Below are 17,059 nucleotides of genomic sequence, written 5' to 3'. Positions count from 1 at the left end.
TTGACCGGCACGGTACGCCTGATCGGGCGATCGCGCACCCCCTTTCCCAAGGAACCGTCAGGAACAGCTCGGCATGACCTCGATCTTCAGCGCCCCCACCCGTAACCTCGACATCGTCACGCTGCACGAGATCCTCCGGCTGCGCCAGGACGTCTTCGTCGTCGAGCAGGCCGCTGCCTACCCGGACATCGACGGCCGCGACCTCGAGCCGGGCACGATCCAGTTCTGGGCGGGCGAGGGCTCGGTCGACGCCACGCTGCGCCTGCTGCGCGAGCCCGACGGAACCGAGCGCATCGGTCGTGTGGCGACCGCGGCGGCCGCTCGGGGCAAGGGCCTCGGCGCGGAGCTCATGGAGGCCGCGATCGCCGAGACACGCTCCCCCGTGGTGTCGATCGACGCCCAGGAGCACCTCGAACAGTGGTACGGCCGGTTCGGGTTCGTCCGCTCCGGGGACCGGTTCCACGAGGACGGCATCCCGCACGTCCCGATGACCCGCACGCGGTAGCTCGTGCCGCGAGGTTCGCGCTCCCCGGCTCAGGCGTGCCAGCGACGGAGCTCGTCGTACGAACGCCCCTGGCGCTCCCGGTCCGCGACCAGGCGCTCGAACACGATGTTCGTCTGCGTCGTCGCGACGGACGGGTCCCCGCTCAGCTCGTCCGCGACGAAGTCCCGCAGCTGTTCGGTCGACGTGCACGCGATGTGCACGAGGAAGTCCTTGTCCCCGGCGAGGAACGACACGTCGAGCACGACGGGCACCCGGAGCAGGCGCTTCGCGAAGTCCCGGAGCTCGTGCCGTGCTGCCGCGTGCACCCGGACCGAGACCATCGCCTCGATCGAGAACCCGAGCCGCGCCACGTCGACGTCCGCCCGGTAGCCGCGGATGACCCCGGCGTCCTCGAGGGCGCGGACCCGCGCGAGACACGTCGACGGCGCGATGCCCACCGCGGCGGCGAGCCGGTTGTTCGGGATCCGCGCATCGGCGGCGAGGGTCCAGAGGATGCGCTCGTCGACCTCGTCGAGGCGCGGGGCGGGGTCGGGTCGGCGGACTGGGCGATCGGACACGGGACCACCGTAACGCGGGCTCGCAGCGATCGAGGGAAGGGGGCGCGGGGGACGCGGGGCGCGGCGCGCTACATCGCCAGGGTCATGCCGATCACGGCGACCGTCATCGCGAACACCTCGCCGCTGCGCACCGCCCGACGGTCGTCGCGCGCCCACTCGTACCGCAGGAGCCAGCCGCTGAACGCGCAGTACCCGATCACGCCGCCGCCGAGGACCGCCGACAGCGCGATCCCGTGTCCGGCGTGCGCGTCCGCGATCCCGGTCGCGTGACCCATCAGGAGCATCCCCGCCATCACGACCGACGACAGTGCCCGGTGCACGTCCATCGGCTCCGCCCGGCGCCCGTCCGCCCGGCGACGACGCATCACGGGCAGCGGCGCGAGGAGCAGCAGCAGCGTCGCCGCGAGCAGCGTCCACACCGCACCGGCGTGCACGACGGGCATCACCATCGCGACGAGCATGACCGCGGCGGGCACGATCACGCCGGGGCGCGGACGGTACCGGTCCCCGACGATGCAGCACACCGAGGCGAACTGCGGCACGACGAGCATGGCGTCGGCGACGGTCTCGTGCACTGGTGGTCCCGGCCGGAGGTCAGTCCTGCTTCGCAGCTGCGCGCGCGGCGCGGTCCTGCTTCACGCGGGCGTTCTCGGCGTGCACGGCGGCCTGCGTCGCACGCTCCTGCACGAGCCACTCGGGCTTCTCGACGAGGAGGTCCTTGATCTGCGCGGTCGTCAGCGGCTCGTCGATGCCGGAGCGGCCGAGACCGGAGATCGACACGCCGAGCTTCTGCGCGACGACGGGACGCGGGTGCGGGCCGTCGCGACGGAGTTCCTCGAGCCACGTCGGCGGCTCGGTCCGGAGTTCCTCGAAGGCGGTCCGCGTGACGGGCGCGTCGCGGAAGGACTCCGGAGCGGCCGACAGCAGGATGCCGAGCTTCTTCGCAGCCGTCTCGGGCTTCATCGTCTGTTCCTGCGCCATGGTGTCAAGGGTACGGCCCCTATGCTCGGTTGCATGACCGCGGCACTCACCATCGCCTTCGTGCCAGGGGTGTCCCCGGCCAAGTGGGCACGCGTGTGGCGTGATCGCTTCCCGTCCGTGGAGCTCCGGCTCCGTCCGATCGGCTCGTCCGACGTCGACGCGGCACTGGCCGACGACGTCGACATGGTCTTCGCCAGGATGCCCGTCTCGGACGTCCACAACGCGATCCCGCTCTGGACCGAGACCGCGGTCGTGGCGACACCGAAGGACTCCACGCTCGCGGACTCGTCCGAGATCACCCAGGCCGACCTCGACGCCGTGCACGTCATCGACGCCGGTCCGGTGCCGGCTGACGTCGACGGCGCGCTCGACCTCGTCGAGGCGAACGTCGGCGTCGTCGTCCTCCCGCAGTCCCTCTTCCGCAAGGCCAGCCGCAAGGACCTCGTCGCTCGCGCACTCGTCGACTCCCCCGGCACGCGGATCGCGCTCGTGTGGCGGGACGAGGACGCCTCGGAGCTCACCGAGGAGTTCATCGGCGTGGTCCGCGGGCGCACCGCCAACAGTTCCCGGAGCCAGCCGGACCAGCCGGGAGGCCCGGATCGCGCCGGCGACGCCGACGCACGCCCGTCCCGTGGCGGCTCCAAGGCCGCTGCGGGTGGCAAGGACGCCGCCGGCGGCAAGGCCAAGGCGAAGTCGCCAGGCGGCGCCAAGTCCGGCAGCGGCAAGGGCTCGAACAGCGGCAAGGCCCCGAAGCCCGGTCGCGGGCGGATGCGGGGCAAACCCAGCCGTGGCTCGAAGGGCAACCGATGACGGGCACGCGCCTGCAGACGATGCCGGCCACGAGCCTCCCGGCCTGGCTGGACGCGACGATGGCGGAGTACGTCGAATCGCGCATGCAGGCCGGCGAGACCCGCGAGCAGGCCGAGGCCAACAAGCAGAAGTCGCTCGACCAGTGGTTCCCCGATGGCGAGCCGCTCGCCGGGCACCACGTGTGGGACGTGCTCGACGGCGACGACACCGTCGTCGGGTACCTGTGGATCGGGCCGTTCGAGCCGGGCAGTGCCGACTGGTGGGTGTTCAACGTGGAGATCGACGAGGCGCACCGCAGGAAGGGCCACGCCCGCCGGGCGCTCGAACTCGGGCACGCCGTCGCGAAGGACGAGGGTGCGACGAGCATCGGGCTGAACGTGTTCGGCTACAACGCGGGCGCCAAGGGGCTCTACGAGCGACTCGGGTACGGCGTCACCGCGATGCAGATGAAGCTGCCGCTCACCTGATCACGGCGGCTGCCGCCCGTGCGACGCGTTCGCCGCGGGACTCCTCGGCGGCTGCGCGCGCCTCGGCGACGACGCGCGCGTCCGCCCGATCCGCCGACCCGGCGTCGAAGGGCGGCTGCGGGTCGTACTCGATCTGCAGCTGGATGCGCTCGGCGACCGGCTGACCGGCGAGCTCGGACGCGAACCACAGGGCCATGTCGATGCCGGCGCTCACCCCGGCCGCGGTGACGATCGACCCGTCGTCGACCACCCGTTCGTCCACCGGCGTCGCGCCGAACGCGGCGAGCATCGGCTTCGAGGCCCAGTGCGTCGTCGCCCGCTTGCCGGCGAGGAGCCCGGCGGCACCGAGGACGAACGCGCCGGTGCACACCGAGGTGATCCACGTGGCGCGTTCGGCCTCCCGCCGGACGAACCCGACGATCTCGGGGTCGAGCATCGCGTCGAACGCACCGTCGCCACCGGGGACCACGAGGACGTCCGCCGGAGCGGCGTCGGCGATCGTCACGGTGGGGACGAGGGAGAGCCCGCAGTCGCTCGGCACCGGGTCGAGCGTGGCGGCGACGTATTCGATCCGGGCGCCGGGCACGCGACTGAGGACCTGCGCCGGTCCGGTGAGGTCGAGCTGTGTGAGGTCCGGGAACAGCAGGAACGCGATCCGGATCTCCGACGAGTCGTGCTCCGGGGTGGTCACGTCGTCCTCGACGGGATCGGAGGCGGGGACCTCGACGTCGACCGGCACGTCGACGTGCACCGCGTCGACGGGGGTGATCTGCGTGACCCGGGGGTTCGGGTGCTCGTGCGTCATGCCCGCGACCCTAGCCCCGCGCTGATGCGGCTGCCCGGCCAGCCGCCGTCGAACGGCTCAGGCCCAGACGCCCGAGGTGCCCCGCCGGTGGCTGCCGACCAGGTGCGTGTCGACGATGCCGAGCGCCTCCATCAGCGCGTACATCGTCGTCGGGCCGACGAAGGCGAACCCGCGCTTCCGCAGCGCCTTCGACAGTGCGAGCGACTCGTCGCTCTTCGTGGGAACGTCGGCGTACGTGATCGGCTCCGGCGTCCGGTCGGGGCGGAAGGACCACACGAAGTCCGCCAGTCCGCCGTCCTCCCGCAGAGCCACCGTGGCGTTCGCGTTGGTGATCGTCGCGAGGATCTTCGCCCGGTTCCGGACGATGCCGGCGTCCGCCATCAGTCGGGCGACGTCCGCTTCACCGAAGCCCGCGACCGCGTCGGCGTCGAAGTCCGCGAAGGCGGCGCGGAACGCCGGTCGCTTCGCGAGGATCGTGCGCCACGAGAGGCCGGACTGGAACGCCTCGAGCGAGAGCCGCTCGAACACCCCGCGCTCGTCCCGCACGGGCATGCCCCACTCGGTGTCGTAGTAGTCGCGCAGCATCGGGTCGGTCGAGGCCCACACCGGGCGGGCGAGTCCGTCGTCCCCGGTCACCAGATCAGTCACGCCCCCATCCTGGCGGACCGCACCGACGTCATCGTCCTCCCCACTCGTGATGCGGGAGCTGACCTGCGGGACCCGACCCGAGCCTCCCGTCCGCGCATCCGCCCGTCGCCCGGTCGTCGACCGGTCACGACACCCCGCTCAGTGCTGCCGAGCGGCCTCGAAAGGTCGCTCGAGCGCGCTGGATCCGACAGATAGTGACCCCTCGGCGGACCCCCGCCGGGGTGTTGTGACCACTCGACCATCTGCCCGGGCGGGAGACGCGGCCGGGCGACGCGCAGCGGGCGCCACGGGCGGGCGCCGCCGGCCGGCGACCCCGGCCGGCGACCCCGGCCGGCACCGCACGTCAGGCGCGGAAGCGACGGAGGAGCTGGGCGTTCAGGCTGACGATCACGGTCGACAGGCTCATCAGCACCGCGCCGACCGCCGGGGACAGCACGAACCCGACCCCCGCGAGCACCCCGGCCGCGAGCGGCACCGAGAGCACGTTGTACCCGGTGGCCCACACGAGGTTCTGCACCATCTTCCGGTAGGTCGCACGCGACAGGTCGATCACGGTGAGCACCCGACGCGGGTCGTTCGATGCGAGCACGACACCGGCACTCTGCACCGCGACGTCGGTCCCCGCGCCGATCGCGATCCCGACGTCGGCACGCGCCAGCGCCGGGGCGTCGTTCACACCGTCACCGACCATCGCGACCACGGCGCCGGACTCCTGCAGCCGTGCGACCTCGCCGTCCTTGTCCTCAGGCAGCACCTCGGCGCGGACCTCGTCGATGCCGAGCTCCCGCGCGACCGCATCGGCCACCTGCTGGGCGTCGCCGGTGACCATCGCCACCCGGATCCCGCGGTCGTGCAGGGCACGGACGGCCTCGGCGGACTCGTGACGGACGGCGTCGCGCACCGCGAAGGCGGCCTGCACCGTCCCGTCGACCACCGCGACGATGACCGCCGCTCCGTCGGCACGCCACCCGTCGACGGTGGACTCGAACGCGGACGGCATGGTCGCACCGCTCTCGCGGAGCATCGCGGGTCCGCCGACCGCGACACGTCGGCCCTCGACGACCGCGCTGACCCCGCGGCCGGGGACGGACCCGGTGTCCGTCACCCGGTCGGACACGGGCACGCCACGGGCGTTCGCCGCGCTGACGATCGCGCGCGCCACCGGGTGTTCGCTGTCCCGCTCGGCAGCGGCGGCGAGACCGAGGACGGCGTCGTCCCCGACGGTGTCGACGACCTCTGGAGCCCCGGTCGTCAGCGTGCCGGTCTTGTCGAACACGACGGTGTCGACGTTCCGCATCGCCTCGAGCGCGAGCCGGTCCTTCACGAGGATCCCGGCCTTCGCGGCGCGCTCGGTGGAGATCGCGACGACGAGCGGGATCGCGAGACCGAGGGCGTGCGGGCAGGCGATGATCAGCACGGTGACGGTGCGGGTGATCGCCTCGGTCGGGCTGCCGAGGAGCAGCCACACGACGAAGGTGATGATCGCCGCCCCGGTGGCGAAGTAGAAGAGGAGCGCCGCAGCACGGTCGGCCAGGACCTGCGTCCGCGAGGACGACGACTGCGCCTCGGCGACCATCCGCTGGATGCCGGACAGGGCGGTGTCGTCGCCGGTGGCGGTGATCCGGACGCGGATCGAGCTGTCCGTCGCCACGGTGCCTGCGACGACGCGGTCACCAGCGGCCCGTTCGACGGCCGCGGACTCCCCCGTGATCATCGACTCGTCGACCTGCGCGCGTCCGTCGACGACCTCGCCGTCCGCCGGGACGCGGCCGCCTGGCCGGACCACGACCGTCTGGCCGACCTGGAGGCTCGACACCGGCACCTGGGACACGTCGCCCTGGTCGTCGATCACGTCCGCCTCGTCGGGCAGCAGAGCCGCGAGCGCGTCCAGCGCGCTCGACGCGACGCCCATGGCGCGCATCTCGATCCAGTGCCCGAGCAGCATGATCACGATGAGGAGCGCGAGCTCCCACCAGAAGTCGAGGTCGAGCCCGAACAGGCCGAGGCTCGTGATCCACGACGCGACGAAGGCCACGACGATCGCCATGCCGATCAGGAGCATCATGCCCGGCCGCTTCGTCCTGGCCTCCGACCACCCGCCGGTCAGGAACGGCCAGCCGCCGTACACGAACAGCACCGTGCCGAGCACCGGTGAGACCCAGCTCGCCCAGGCCGCGTCGGGAAGCGGATAGTGCAAGATGTCGGCGAACATCGTGCTGAACGCCACGACCGGGACCGCGAGGACGAGGCTCCACCAGAAGCGGTCGCGGAACATCGCGGCATGGTCGCCGTGCCCGCCGTGCCCGTGGTGCATGTGGTCGTGCCCGCCGTGCCCAGCGGTTCCGCCGTGGTCCGCGTGGTGGTCGTGGCCGGCGTGCTCGTCGTGCTCGTGGTGGGCGTGGTCGTCGTGCACGTGTCTCTGGTGGTCAGCGTGCTCGTCGACGGTGGTTCCGTGGCGGTGCTCGTCCATGCCGTCCACCATACCCCCTAGGGGTACCCGGTGGCGGTGACGCCGGAGAGAGCGCACCATTGCCGCATGAGACGACCCGAACTCGTCCGGCGCGCCCTGGCTGCCGGATGCACGATCATCGCCGTCCTCGCGGGCTCCCTGATCCCCGCGGCGACCGCCGGCGCAGCGACGACCCCGGCGACCCCGGTCACCGCACTGCGCGTCACGAAGAACGTCATGGTCGACCCCGCCGGCAAGGCGGTCAAGCTCCGCGGCGTGAACCGGTCAGGCACCGAGTACAACTGCCAGCAGGGCGGCGGGATCTTCTCCGGCCCGACCGACCAGGCGTCGATCGACCTGCTCCGCTCGTGGAACGTCAACACCGTGCGGATCCCGCTCAACGAGCACTGCTGGCTCGGCATCGACTGGGCACCGCAGTCGACCGGCGAGCCCTACCGCGCGGCGGTGCAGGACTACGTGGACCGGCTGGCCGCGAACGGGATCCGTTCGATCCTCGACCTGCACTTCACCGGCCCGGTCGCGATCTGGGGCGAGCAGGAGAAGGAGATGGCGAACACGACGTTCTCGTTGCCGTTCTGGACCTCGGTCGCGAGCCGGTTCGCCTCGAGTCCCGCCGTCCTCTACGAGCCGTTCAACGAACCCCACGACATCTCCGAGGCGTGCTGGCTGAACGGCTGCACGATGCCGGAGGGCTGGCAGGCGGCCGGGTACCAGCAGCTGGTGAACACGATCCGGGCCACCGGCGCCAAGCAACCGATCATCGTCAACGGTCTCGACTGGGGCCACGACATGTCGCCGATGCTGCGCTCGCTGCCGAAGGACCCGGCGAAGGCCCTCGTCGCCGGGCAGCACCTCTACAACTTCAAGGGCTGCGTGACGGCCTCGTGCTGGTCGGCGAACTTCGCCCCGGTCGCCGCGCGGATGCCGATGGTCGCCGAGGAGATCGGCGTGAACGACTGCTCGACGACCATGCCGCTGGCGTTCATGCGGTGGATGGACGCGAACGGCGGTGACGGGTACGTGTTCTGGAACTTCGGCACCACCGGCTGCCCCGACGGCGGACAGTACGGCGGTTCGGCGCTCATCAGCGACTGGAACGGCACTCCGACCCCGTACGGTGACGCAATCCGGCGGTACTTCCTCAGCCGCCCGGTGTGATCAGTCGGCCGGGCGGATCGGCTCGGCGGCCGCGACGGTCGTCGCCGGGGTGGGCGCGAGTGCACCCCGGCGACGGATCGCACCGGTCACGACGAGCACGGTGACGACGAGCGCGAGGACGATCCACCCGCCGTACCCGAGCGGACTGCGCGCCACGTCGGACACGTCGACACCCGAGGCGACGAGCACCGCCCCCACACCGGCGGCGCCGTTCACCCCCGCGTGGGCGAAGACGGCGGGCCAGACCGATCCCGTGCGGAGCCGGAGCCACCCGAGGACCATGCCGAGCAGCACGCACGCGACGACCATGAAGACGACGCCGAGCCAGTCCGTGCGACCGAAGTTGTAGCCGAGCAGGATGATCGGCGCGTGCCAGACACCCCAGACGACACCGGACCCGACCAGCGCGACCCAGGTGCCGTACCGCTCGAGCGCCGGGACGAGGAAGCCCCGCCACCCGATCTCCTCACCGACCGTGGCGAACGCGTTGAACACCGAGACGAAGGGCACCTGCGCCAGCTGCAGGGCGACGAGCAGTCCGATCGGCATCGGCAGTTCGCGGAGCCCAGCCGCGGCGAGGACGTCCCGGTAGCCGGAGAAGCCGGCGAGGTCGACCGGGAACCAGCCGGCGAGCACCGCCACGACGAGCGCCGCGACCGGGAAGAGCACGCCGCCGAGGTACGCGAACACGGTCACCCAGATCGTGCGGCGGACCGGGCGGAGCGGCCACACCCCGAGGAACCGCAGCACCGGCCGTGGACGCCGTCGCCCGAGCAGCGCGAGGACGACGACCGCCGACAGCAGCGGCGTGAACATCATCCCGACGATGAACAGCGTGGCGAACGGCGTCCCGAGCCCGCGCCCGGACAGCCAGAGCGGGAGCGTCACCGCCCACGCTCCCCCGAGCGCGAGCAGGACGAAGAGCGTGGTCGCCCACCCCGGGACACTGCGGTCGACGGCGGGCTCCCCCTGGTGGATCATGCCGGAATGCTACCGGCCACGACCGTCACGCCGCGGGCGGGCCGTCCTGCGCGGCCTGCGGGTCCATCCACACGTACTCCCAGCGGTGGCCGTCCGGGTCGGTGAAGCTCCGCTGGTACATGAACCCGAGGTCCATCTCCGGCCGGTCCTCGGTGCCCCCCGCTGCGACGGCCGCGTCGACGATGCGGTGCACGTCGTCCTTCGAGTCGGCACTGAGGGAGTTGATCACCTCGATCGTCGAGGGGTCGGCGATCGTCTTGTCGGTGAACTCGGCGAACTTCGCCGTGGTCAGGACCATGACGTAGATCGTGTCGCTGACGACGACACACGCGGCGGTCTCGTCGCTGAACATCGGGTTGATGGGGTACCCGAGCGCCTCGTAGAAGGCCTTGGAGCGGTCGAGGTCGGCGACGGGCAGGTTGATGAAGACCATGGTCGGCATGGACCCAACCTGGCCCGACCACGCGCGCACCGCAACCGTTTCGTGTCGCAACCATCGCTGCCGGACCCGACCCGAGCCTCCCGTCCGCTCCAGGGCGACAACGTCGCTGTCGCACGACGACCGCTCTGTCGCTCCTTGCGGACGCACACTGTTGCGCCCGTGCAGGAACGACGAAGTCGCTGTCGTACGACAGCGACTTCGTCGTTCCGAGTCGAACCGGATCAGCGGCCGACCGATCGCTCAGGCGAGCTCGCGGCCTTCGCCTGCTGCCTTCTGGTGCGCCTCCGCCTCGGCCTGGCCGATGATGTCCTCCGCCGGGACGGGCGCGAGCCGGTCCCAGAGGAAGAAGAGGAGCCCGCCGGCGAGCATCGAGAGCCCGACCCAGAGGTTGATGTGGATGCCGCCGGTCTTCTCCGGGTCGGTGTCCCAGTGCACGATCCCGACGATCGTCGTGATGATGCCGTAGAGGACGAAGAGGCCGCCGAGGATGCGGCGCAGGTCGAGGCGGCGGGTGGAGCGGACGAGCGCGGCCTTCTGCTCGTCCGTCATCGAGGTGGTGGTGTCACTCATGAGCGGTGATCTCCTTCGGATCAGAGGAACGGCAGGTAGAGGACGACGCAGAGCACGAGGGCGATCGTGCCGAGGAGCGCCGGCGAGCGGTACCAGGCGGTGTCGGTCGCGACGGCGTCACCGTGCATGTCGATCTTGCCGACGCCGTAGACCAGGCCGCCGAGGTCCTTCTCGGCCTTGGGCTTGGTGAACATCGACACGACGAACCCGACGACGAGCACCGTGACGAACGAGATGATCGCGCCGTACAGCGTCTCGGCGGTCCCGGTGGCGAACAGCTTCGGGTTGACCAGGTACGCGATCCAGGTGACCGTCGGGGTCACGATGCCGAGGATGTAGCCCCACAGCGCACCCTGGGTGGTCATCCGCTTCCAGAGCAGACCGAGGATGAACACGGCGAACAGCGGCGCGTTGAAGAACGAGAACAGCGTCTGCATGTAGGTCATGATGTTCCCCGCCTGGGCGGCGATGAACGCGGTGGCGATGCCGACGAGGACACCGACGACGGTGACCCAGCGACCGGTCTTCAGGTAGTGCACGTCCGGCATGTTCGGCTTGATGTAGCGCTGCCAGATGTCGTAGGTGAAGACCGTGTTGAACGACGACACGTTCGCGGCCATACCGGCCATGAAGCTCGCGAGGAGCCCCGTCACCGCGACGCCGAGGACGCCGGTCGGCAGGTACATCTGGATGAGCTTCGGGATCGCGTCGTTGTACGTCAGCGTGCCGTCGGCGAACTGGTTGCCGACGACCGCCGCGGCGATGAGGCCGGGGATGACGACGATGAAGGGGATGAAGAGCTTCGGGATCGCGGCGATGAGCGGGGTGCGGCGGGCTGCGGACATGTTCTTCGCCGAGAACGCGCGCTGCACCTCGGTGAAGTTCGTCGTCCAGTAGCCGAAGCCGAGCACGAAGCCGAGGCCCAGGACGATGGCGAGCCAGTTGGCGCCGATCGGGTTGGTCACGTCACCGAAGCCGGTGCCGGCCCACGCCTGCAGGTGCTGCACGCCCTGTGTCTCGATGATCGCGGACTTGAGGCCGCTCCAGCCGCCGACGCGGTGCAGGCCGACGATCGTCAGCGGGACGAGCCCGGCGATGATCACGAAGAACTGCATGACCTCGTTGTAGATCGCGCTCGAGAGCCCGCCGAGCGTGATGTACGCCAGCACGAAGCCGGCGGAGACGATGATGGCGAGCCACTCCGGCCAGCCGAGCATCGCCTCGATGACGATCGCCATCGCGTAGAGGTTGATGCCCGCGATCAGGACGTTCGACACCGCGAACGCGATCGAGTTCACCAGGTGCGGTGCCTTGCCGAAGCGACGGAGCATGAACTCCGGCACCGACCGGACCTTGGAGCCGTAGTAGAACGGCATCATCACGAGCCCGAGGAACACCATCGCCGGCACGGCACCGACGAGGTAGTAGTGCAGGGTCGCCATGCCGATCTGGGCACCGTTGGCGGCCATGCCGAGGATCTCGGTCGCGCCGAGGTTGGCGGACACGAACGCCAGACCGGTGATCCAGGCGGGCATCGAGCGGCCGGACAGGAAGAAGTCCATGCTCGTCCTGACCTGTTTCCGGGCGGTGAACCCGATCCCGATGACGACCGCGAAGTACACGATGATCATCAGGTAGTCGACCCAGCCCAGGTTGAGCTGGATCCCGTTGTTCGCTGCAGCGAGAACCATGTATTGACTCCACGTCGATGTGCTGTGATCCGCGTCTGCGCAGATCCATCGGGGGACATTACCCGGGTAGTACCGTTTTGTAACTTTTGCGCCGATCTGCGCGGTGGCCTATTGTGACCGTTCACATAGCCATGACATGTGTCAGGCGAACCGGGGGACGTCAGAATCCCCCTCGGTAGGCTTCGGACATGACCGAGCAGCCGCGCATCCTCGTCCTCAACGGCCCGAACCTCGACATCCTCGGCCGACGCGACCCGGAGCAGTACGGCGCCGTGACACTCGCCGAGATCGAGGCGATCGTGCACACCGAGGCAGCGGTCCACGATCTCGAGGCGGACTTCCGTCAGACCAACCGCGAGGGCGAGCTCGTCGAGTGGCTGCACGAGGCGCTCGACGACTTCGTCGGCGTCGTCATCAACCCCGCGGCGTACGCGCACACCTCGGTCGCGCTGCACGACGCCGTCGAGGCGCTCTCGGTCCCGGTCGTCGAGGTGCACATCTCGAACACGTGGAAGCGCGAGTCGTTCCGCCATGTCGACCACGTCGCCACGGCGGCCACAGCGGTGATCGCCGGCGCGGGCGCCGACGGCTACCGCCTGGCGGTCGCACACGTCGCGTCCCTGCTGAACTGACCCTCGGTCGGGTCGAGACACCTCACTCTGCGCGAGACGACGCACAATCCGGCGGCGTCTCGGCCGGAGGGCGGCGTCTCACACCGGTGCGCGTGCGCCGGCGCCAGGCTCAGAAGTCGGCGGGGCGGGGGACGTCCGTCGCCGCTGCCGTGACGAAGCCGCCGCGGATGATCGGCAGCGCCCGGCGGACGGCCTGGTCGATGCGGAGCTCGAGGTCGATGTTCGAGATGTCGTAGCCGCCCTCGCGCTTGGTGAAGTCCCGCTCGTTGCCGAAAACCCCGATCGGGAGCGTCGTGGACTGGAAGAAGCCGAACAGCGGACGCATCTGGTGCTCGACGAGCAGTGCGTGCCGGTCGCTCCCGCCCGTCGCGGTGAGGAGGACCGGGGTGTCGACGAGGTCGTACTGCCCGATCCAGTCGAAGAAGAGCTTGAAGGCGCCGGAGTACGCGGCACGGAACGCCGGACTGCCGACGACGAGCACGTCGGCCGCTTCCACGGCTTCGAGTGCGGCGACCGTGGTCGGGGACATCGCCGAACGGTCGGACGCTGCCCCGAGGTCGGCGAGCAGCGGCCCGATCTCCACGGTCAGGGTGCGCGCGTCCTCGATCTCCTCACCGAGTCGCGCGACCGTGGCGGCAACCAGGGTCGATGTGCGCGACGGGTCAGATGGGCTGCCGCTGACGCCGACGACGAGTTCTCCGCTCATGCGTTCGATGCTCACACGCACCCGGAGAGCCCGCACGGTTGTGACGACATGTGTCGCCCCAGGCGGCCCGCGTACCGTTCGCCGCATGCAGACGTTCCTGCCGTTCGCGGACTTCCACGCATCGGCCGAGTCCCTCGACGACCGGCGGCTCGGGAAGCAGCGCGTCGAGACGCTGCAGGTGATGCGGGCCCTGACCCTGCCGGACTACGGGTGGCAGCACCACCCCGTCGTGGCGATGTGGCGCGGGTACCGGCCGGCGCTGATGGCGTACCAGGACGCCGTCTGCGCCGTCTGGCTCGACCGCGGGCACGTCGACACGTGTCTCGCGAAGACCCTGGCCGACCTCGGCCGCTCCCCCGATGACCTCGACGCGTACGAACGCGGCGACTACCGGGTGCCGCCGTGGAACGACGACGAGGCCGTGCACCGATCGCACCGGTCGAAGCTCGTGCAGAAGGACCGGGAGCACTACCTGCCGCTCTTCCCCGACGTCCCCGACGACCTCGACTACGTCTGGCCGGTGCCGTCGGCGAAGGCCACGCGAGCGGGGAGCGTTGCGGGGAGTCCTACGCGATCGGGGTCCACGTCCCGCCGTCACGGCGCGTGACCCGGTCGGAGCGGATCTCCACCGTGTCCCGCAGGCCGGCGACCGCGAGCCGGGCGACCGCGATCGCGACCTCGTCGTCACCCGCCTCGTAGCGGACGACCGCGCACGGGACACCCCGGATCAGCCGGACGTCCTGCGCTTCGACGACGACCTGCTCGGCGACGAGGCGAGCGGCAGCCGGGAGCACGGCGTCGGGGGCGACACCGGGCGCCAGGGCACCGACGGCGAGGGTCACACGGTACGAGGGCACAGGCCAACGCTAACGATCATCCCCGACAGGGAAACGCACCCGGTCCCACCACGGACGGAGGGGATCCGGGGACGTCGTACAGGGATGACGTCCCGCGATCCGTGGCGGGGCTCCGGGTACTGCGGGGCACGACGACAGGGGATGTCGTGACCCGCTCCGGACGCGTGCTTCACAGGACGCTTCCGGCTGATCGCGCCGATCGGATCCCGAGGGGGGAACCGGATCCGGGCGGCGCGGGTCTTCAGCGGTGCTCGGTGTCCTCTCGGTACCGCTCCGACTCGGTCGGGGCGGGCATCGATCGACACGTCGCAGCGGGGCGGATCATCGGGAGCACCGCGCTCCCGATGGTCGCGAGCGCCCCGATGACGGCGATGAGCCCGAGGGGCGCCGAACCGAGATCGTGCCCTGCGGCGACGGCGAGTGCGAGGACGGTCGCGGGCGCCGGCAGGAGCTGCACCACCCGGAAGCGGTCCTCCCGGGCGACTCGAGTCGTTATCGCGTTTGCCATGTGAACACTGTGGCCGAGATCGCGTGTCCGCAAAAGGGGGGACAAGTCCCCAGTGCTGGAGTAGAACGTCTAGTACACCACTGTGGCCCCTGCAGACGGAATCACGTCGGAAACCCATGTAGCCACCCTGATTCCCGCTTCGACTCCGATTCCACTCGTGAGGAGAATCGAGGCGAGGGCGCTGAATGCAAGGGTCCATCGCATGCCGGTCGACCAGCGCACGGTCCAGAACACCGGCCGCCACAGCCAACGCCCCCAAGCTCCGTCACCACCGAGGACCACGTAGACGCCGGCAACGCTCGCGATGCAGAGCGATGTGCCGGAAACGAGCACGAAAAACGCAATGACAGCACCGACCGCCTGACAAAGGAGGACCGGGACCTCACTTCCTTGCGCATGCATCACAGCAGAGACCGCCGCGGAGAAGGTGCGATCTGCGGGGTCGACCCGCTCGAGGAACGTCTGGAGCACCGGATGCATGAGCGGGTGCAGCAACCAGATCGCGCTTGTGACCCCGAATAGGACGTAGAGCAGGACGGACAGGAGTTCCCACGCAAACCGCCGCCCAGCGACCACCCCCTGCCAGAAGAGGATCGCGAACGTTGCCACGGTCGAGAGCAGGGTTAGGCCGGCAGCGACCGCCAGAACCGTTGCAACCTCGGTCGAGAAAATTGCGTAGAGGTAGACGAGATAAACAGTGACGCCGAGCGAACCGAGCAGCCGCCCCCAGTCCCCATCGGATCCAGAGGATCCGTGAGTTCGAGACCGAGCGTGCCCGGTGCCGAGAGACGATCGGACGCGGGCCCAGACATGCCAGTCGGTACTCGCTCGAGCCTCCGCGATGGCGCCGTGCAGGCCGACCCCGCCTTCGAGGTGCGAGCCCGTCGCAAGTTGATTGAATGCACTTCCGATTGGAAGCCCCATCGCGATACCAATGAGGCCCGAGGCGGTCGAGAAATCAATCATGACGACCACGCCGCCGCCGCCCGAACCGCGAGTACAGCCATCCGAGCGCGGTCGAGGCAAACGCGCCGGCGAGGAGCCAGGCGATATCGTCGTAATGCTGACGGATCAACTCGAGCATTGCGCACCCATCCCAGCAACATATCAGGTGCCACTCTAAATCAGAGCGCGCACCGCCGCGACGGCGTCGGCGACCGCCCCGACCACGACTGGCACATCGGCGTCGGACAACGACGCATCGAACGTCAGCCGCACCGCACTGCGCGCCACCTCGTCGGAGAGCCCGAGCGCCGTGAGCACGTGCGATGCCTCTGTGCTGCCGGCTGCGCAGGCACTCCCCGACGACGAGACCACGTCACGCTGTTCGAGCTCGAGGAGCACCGTCTCGCCGTTCACCCCGGGGAAGCAGAACGACGCGTGCCCTGGGAGCCGGTGCTCGCGCGACCCGGTGACGAACGCCCCGGGGACACTCGCCACGACCCCGTCCAACACAGCGTCACGCACCGAGGAAGCGTGCATCGAGGAGGCCCGCGCCGCATCCGACGCGGACGCACCCCCGACCGACAGTGCCGTCGCCACCGCCACCGCGCCGGCGACGTCCTCGGTCCCGGACCGACGCCCGCGCTCCTGTCCCCCGCCGTGCACGAGCGGCTCCATCGGCACCCCGGCACGGATCGCGAGGACACCGGTGCCCTTCGGGGCGCCGAGCTTGTGACCGGAGAACGAGAGCGCGTCGACCCCGAGGACGTCGAGCCCGATCGGCAGCCACGGTGCGGACTGCACCGCGTCGGTGTGGAAGCGCGCGCCGACACCGTGCGCGAGTGCGGCGAGTGCCGGGATGTCCTGGACGGTGCCGATCTCGTTGTCCGCGTGGGCGATCGACACGAGGGTGGTGTCCGGTCGGAGCGCGGCGGCCAGCACGGCAGGGTCGACCCGACCGGACGCGTCGACCGGCAGCACGGTCACCGTGAAGTCGTGGAAGCGTTCGAGGTACTCGCAGCTCGCCAGGACCGCCTCGTGTTCGATCGCACTCGTCACGACGTGGCGCCCGCGCGGTGTCGCGAGCGCGATGCCCTTGACCGCGGTGTTCGCCCCCTCGGTGCCACCCGCCGTGAAGACGACCTCGGCCGGGCGGCATCCGAGCAGGTCGGCGACGGACGCCCGAGCCGCCGCGAGCCCGCGCGCCGCCTGGTCCCCGATGCCGTGGGTCGACGACGGGTTCCCGAAGCCACCGGTCAGCCACGGCCACATCGCCTCGAGCACCTCGCGGCGGACGGGCGTCGTCGCGGCCCGGTCGAGGTAGAACAC

Annotated in this window: 23 protein-coding genes; 7 read left to right on the top strand and 16 right to left on the bottom strand. The window is 70.4% G+C overall.

Features of this window, described 5'->3' with window-relative positions; genetic code table 11:
• The first annotated feature begins 73 nt into the window (after positions 1–73).
• Entirely contained in the window at positions 74–505 is a 432-nt protein-coding gene (locus ACIPJ2_RS15245) for a GNAT family N-acetyltransferase (RefSeq protein ID WP_402729522.1), read from the top strand.
• A 29-nt stretch (positions 506–534) separates the two neighbouring features.
• Here the strand turns inward: ACIPJ2_RS15245 and ACIPJ2_RS15240 are convergent, their stop codons facing one another.
• The 3 genes from ACIPJ2_RS15240 to ACIPJ2_RS15230 all read right to left on the bottom strand — a co-directional run bounded on the left by ACIPJ2_RS15240 (position 535) and on the right by ACIPJ2_RS15230 (position 2,043).
• Entirely contained in the window at positions 535–1,062 is a 528-nt protein-coding gene (locus tag ACIPJ2_RS15240; protein ID WP_281265191.1) for an Lrp/AsnC family transcriptional regulator, read from the bottom strand.
• A 68-nt stretch (positions 1,063–1,130) separates the two neighbouring features.
• Entirely contained in the window at positions 1,131–1,637 is a 507-nt protein-coding gene (locus ACIPJ2_RS15235; protein WP_281265192.1) for a hypothetical protein, read from the bottom strand.
• A gap of 19 nt (positions 1,638–1,656) precedes the next feature.
• Positions 1,657–2,043, bottom strand: a complete 387-nt coding sequence (locus ACIPJ2_RS15230) for a DUF5997 family protein (RefSeq protein ID WP_281265193.1) — start codon at positions 2,041–2,043, stop codon at positions 1,657–1,659.
• Between the two features lie 33 nt (positions 2,044–2,076).
• On the opposite strand from ACIPJ2_RS15230, the gene ACIPJ2_RS15225 reads away from it, so the two are divergent.
• Positions 2,077–2,853: a LysR family transcriptional regulator substrate-binding protein gene (locus ACIPJ2_RS15225; RefSeq protein ID WP_402729521.1), complete on the top strand. Its 777-nt coding sequence runs from the start codon at positions 2,077–2,079 to the stop codon at positions 2,851–2,853.
• Entirely contained in the window at positions 2,850–3,320 is a 471-nt protein-coding gene (locus tag ACIPJ2_RS15220) for a GNAT family N-acetyltransferase (RefSeq protein WP_402729520.1), read from the top strand. Before ACIPJ2_RS15225 ends, ACIPJ2_RS15220 begins: the two co-directional genes overlap by 4 nt.
• Here the strand turns inward: ACIPJ2_RS15220 and ACIPJ2_RS15215 are convergent.
• From ACIPJ2_RS15215 to ACIPJ2_RS15205, 3 genes are all read right to left on the bottom strand, one after another.
• A complete protein-coding gene (locus tag ACIPJ2_RS15215) occupies positions 3,313–4,125 on the bottom strand; it encodes a DJ-1/PfpI family protein (RefSeq protein WP_402729519.1) in 813 nt (270 codons plus the stop codon). The genes ACIPJ2_RS15220 and ACIPJ2_RS15215 overlap by 8 nt on opposite strands.
• 57 nt (positions 4,126–4,182) lie before the next feature.
• A complete protein-coding gene (locus ACIPJ2_RS15210; RefSeq protein ID WP_402729518.1) occupies positions 4,183–4,773 on the bottom strand; it encodes a DNA-3-methyladenine glycosylase I in 591 nt (196 codons plus the stop codon).
• A gap of 343 nt (positions 4,774–5,116) precedes the next feature.
• Positions 5,117–7,048, bottom strand: a complete 1,932-nt coding sequence (locus tag ACIPJ2_RS15205; protein WP_402729517.1) for a copper-translocating P-type ATPase — start codon at positions 7,046–7,048, stop codon at positions 5,117–5,119.
• Between the two features lie 6 nt (positions 7,049–7,054).
• Here ACIPJ2_RS15205 and ACIPJ2_RS15200 point away from each other — a divergent pair, with 6 nt between their 5' ends.
• Positions 7,055–7,264, top strand: coding sequence for a hypothetical protein (locus ACIPJ2_RS15200; RefSeq protein WP_402729516.1), 210 nt, complete (start codon positions 7,055–7,057; stop codon positions 7,262–7,264).
• Positions 7,265–7,309: 45 nt separating this feature from the next.
• Positions 7,310–8,401: a glycoside hydrolase family 5 protein gene (locus ACIPJ2_RS15195; RefSeq protein ID WP_402729515.1), complete on the top strand. Its 1,092-nt coding sequence runs from the start codon at positions 7,310–7,312 to the stop codon at positions 8,399–8,401.
• Here ACIPJ2_RS15195 and ACIPJ2_RS15190 read toward each other — a convergent pair whose 3' ends face one another.
• The 4 genes from ACIPJ2_RS15190 to ACIPJ2_RS15175 form a co-directional block, all read right to left on the bottom strand.
• Complete coding sequence (locus ACIPJ2_RS15190; RefSeq protein ID WP_402729514.1) at positions 8,402–9,382, bottom strand: lysostaphin resistance A-like protein; 981 nt, start codon at positions 9,380–9,382, stop codon at positions 8,402–8,404. It lies immediately after the preceding gene.
• 25 nt (positions 9,383–9,407) lie between these two features.
• Entirely contained in the window at positions 9,408–9,824 is a 417-nt protein-coding gene (locus tag ACIPJ2_RS15185) for a VOC family protein (RefSeq protein WP_402729513.1), read from the bottom strand.
• Between the two features lie 240 nt (positions 9,825–10,064).
• The gene (locus tag ACIPJ2_RS15180; RefSeq protein ID WP_281265201.1) at positions 10,065–10,394 is read right to left on the bottom strand and encodes a hypothetical protein; all 330 of its coding nucleotides are present in this window, start codon (positions 10,392–10,394) and stop codon (positions 10,065–10,067) included.
• A 20-nt stretch (positions 10,395–10,414) separates the two neighbouring features.
• A complete protein-coding gene (locus ACIPJ2_RS15175) occupies positions 10,415–12,085 on the bottom strand; it encodes a sodium:solute symporter family protein (RefSeq protein ID WP_281265202.1) in 1,671 nt (556 codons plus the stop codon).
• A gap of 188 nt (positions 12,086–12,273) precedes the next feature.
• Between ACIPJ2_RS15175 and aroQ the strand changes: the two genes are divergently transcribed.
• Positions 12,274–12,717: a type II 3-dehydroquinate dehydratase gene (gene aroQ, locus ACIPJ2_RS15170; RefSeq protein WP_281265203.1), complete on the top strand. Its 444-nt coding sequence runs from the start codon at positions 12,274–12,276 to the stop codon at positions 12,715–12,717.
• 109 nt (positions 12,718–12,826) lie between these two features.
• Here the strand turns inward: aroQ and ACIPJ2_RS15165 are convergent, their stop codons facing one another.
• Positions 12,827–13,423 (bottom strand): NAD(P)H-dependent oxidoreductase, encoded by a 597-nt coding sequence (locus tag ACIPJ2_RS15165; RefSeq protein ID WP_281265204.1) that lies wholly within the window; start codon positions 13,421–13,423, stop codon positions 12,827–12,829.
• Between the two features lie 85 nt (positions 13,424–13,508).
• Here ACIPJ2_RS15165 and ACIPJ2_RS15160 point away from each other — a divergent pair, with 85 nt between their 5' ends.
• Positions 13,509–14,030 carry an MSMEG_6728 family protein gene (locus ACIPJ2_RS15160; protein WP_402729512.1) on the top strand — a complete coding sequence of 174 codons (522 nt, stop codon included), beginning with the start codon at positions 13,509–13,511 and terminating at the stop codon, positions 14,028–14,030.
• On the opposite strand, the gene ACIPJ2_RS15155 is transcribed toward ACIPJ2_RS15160, so the two are convergent.
• The 5 genes from ACIPJ2_RS15155 to ACIPJ2_RS15135 form a co-directional block, all read right to left on the bottom strand.
• Complete coding sequence (locus ACIPJ2_RS15155) at positions 13,990–14,280, bottom strand: hypothetical protein (protein WP_281265206.1); 291 nt, start codon at positions 14,278–14,280, stop codon at positions 13,990–13,992. The two genes, ACIPJ2_RS15160 and ACIPJ2_RS15155, sit on opposite strands and share 41 nt — an antisense overlap.
• 241 nt (positions 14,281–14,521) lie before the next feature.
• Positions 14,522–14,788, bottom strand: a complete 267-nt coding sequence (locus ACIPJ2_RS15150) for a hypothetical protein (protein WP_402729511.1) — start codon at positions 14,786–14,788, stop codon at positions 14,522–14,524.
• 69 nt (positions 14,789–14,857) lie between these two features.
• On the bottom strand, positions 14,858–15,754 hold the full coding sequence (locus ACIPJ2_RS15145; RefSeq protein ID WP_402729510.1) for a hypothetical protein: 897 nt from the start codon (positions 15,752–15,754) through the stop codon (positions 14,858–14,860).
• Positions 15,747–15,872: a hypothetical protein gene (locus ACIPJ2_RS15140; RefSeq protein WP_402729509.1), complete on the bottom strand. Its 126-nt coding sequence runs from the start codon at positions 15,870–15,872 to the stop codon at positions 15,747–15,749. The genes ACIPJ2_RS15145 and ACIPJ2_RS15140 overlap by 8 nt, the downstream gene beginning before the upstream one ends.
• A gap of 35 nt (positions 15,873–15,907) precedes the next feature.
• On the bottom strand, positions 15,908–17,059 hold the full coding sequence (locus ACIPJ2_RS15135; protein ID WP_402729508.1) for a cysteine desulfurase family protein: 1,152 nt from the start codon (positions 17,057–17,059) through the stop codon (positions 15,908–15,910).

Origin of the sequence: Curtobacterium sp. NPDC090217 (genome assembly GCF_044746705.1) — a bacterium.
GTDB lineage: Bacteria > Actinomycetota > Actinomycetes > Actinomycetales > Microbacteriaceae > Curtobacterium.
Note: the sequence above shows the minus strand (reverse complement) of the source record. Positions and strands in the feature narration are given on the sequence as shown.

Bases quoted from the DNA above. Each gene is read 5' to 3' on its own strand.
- ACIPJ2_RS15230 (WP_281265193.1), bottom strand. From the start codon at position 2,043: ATGGCGCAGGAACAGACGATGAAGCCCGAGACGGCTGCGAAGAAGCTC.
- ACIPJ2_RS15220 (WP_402729520.1), top strand. From the start codon at position 2,850: ATGACGGGCACGCGCCTGCAGACGATGCCGGCCACGAGCCTCCCGGCC.
- ACIPJ2_RS15165 (WP_281265204.1), bottom strand. From the start codon at position 13,423: ATGAGCGGAGAACTCGTCGTCGGCGTCAGCGGCAGCCCATCTGACCCG.
- ACIPJ2_RS15205 (WP_402729517.1), bottom strand. From the start codon at position 7,048: ATGTTCCGCGACCGCTTCTGGTGGAGCCTCGTCCTCGCGGTCCCGGTC.
- ACIPJ2_RS15160 (WP_402729512.1), top strand. From the start codon at position 13,509: ATGCAGACGTTCCTGCCGTTCGCGGACTTCCACGCATCGGCCGAGTCC.
- ACIPJ2_RS15195 (WP_402729515.1), top strand. From the start codon at position 7,310: ATGAGACGACCCGAACTCGTCCGGCGCGCCCTGGCTGCCGGATGCACG.
- ACIPJ2_RS15150 (WP_402729511.1), bottom strand. From the start codon at position 14,788: ATGGCAAACGCGATAACGACTCGAGTCGCCCGGGAGGACCGCTTCCGG.
- ACIPJ2_RS15215 (WP_402729519.1), bottom strand. From the start codon at position 4,125: ATGACGCACGAGCACCCGAACCCCCGGGTCACGCAGATCACCCCCGTC.
- ACIPJ2_RS15140 (WP_402729509.1), bottom strand. From the start codon at position 15,872: ATGCTCGAGTTGATCCGTCAGCATTACGACGATATCGCCTGGCTCCTC.
- ACIPJ2_RS15185 (WP_402729513.1), bottom strand. From the start codon at position 9,824: ATGCCGACCATGGTCTTCATCAACCTGCCCGTCGCCGACCTCGACCGC.
- aroQ (WP_281265203.1), top strand. From the start codon at position 12,274: ATGACCGAGCAGCCGCGCATCCTCGTCCTCAACGGCCCGAACCTCGAC.
- ACIPJ2_RS15175 (WP_281265202.1), bottom strand. From the start codon at position 12,085: ATGGTTCTCGCTGCAGCGAACAACGGGATCCAGCTCAACCTGGGCTGG.
- ACIPJ2_RS15145 (WP_402729510.1), bottom strand. From the start codon at position 15,754: ATGATTGATTTCTCGACCGCCTCGGGCCTCATTGGTATCGCGATGGGG.
- ACIPJ2_RS15225 (WP_402729521.1), top strand. From the start codon at position 2,077: ATGACCGCGGCACTCACCATCGCCTTCGTGCCAGGGGTGTCCCCGGCC.
- ACIPJ2_RS15180 (WP_281265201.1), bottom strand. From the start codon at position 10,394: ATGAGTGACACCACCACCTCGATGACGGACGAGCAGAAGGCCGCGCTC.
- ACIPJ2_RS15200 (WP_402729516.1), top strand. From the start codon at position 7,055: ATGGTCGCCGTGCCCGCCGTGCCCGTGGTGCATGTGGTCGTGCCCGCC.
- ACIPJ2_RS15190 (WP_402729514.1), bottom strand. From the start codon at position 9,382: ATGATCCACCAGGGGGAGCCCGCCGTCGACCGCAGTGTCCCGGGGTGG.
- ACIPJ2_RS15245 (WP_402729522.1), top strand. From the start codon at position 74: ATGACCTCGATCTTCAGCGCCCCCACCCGTAACCTCGACATCGTCACG.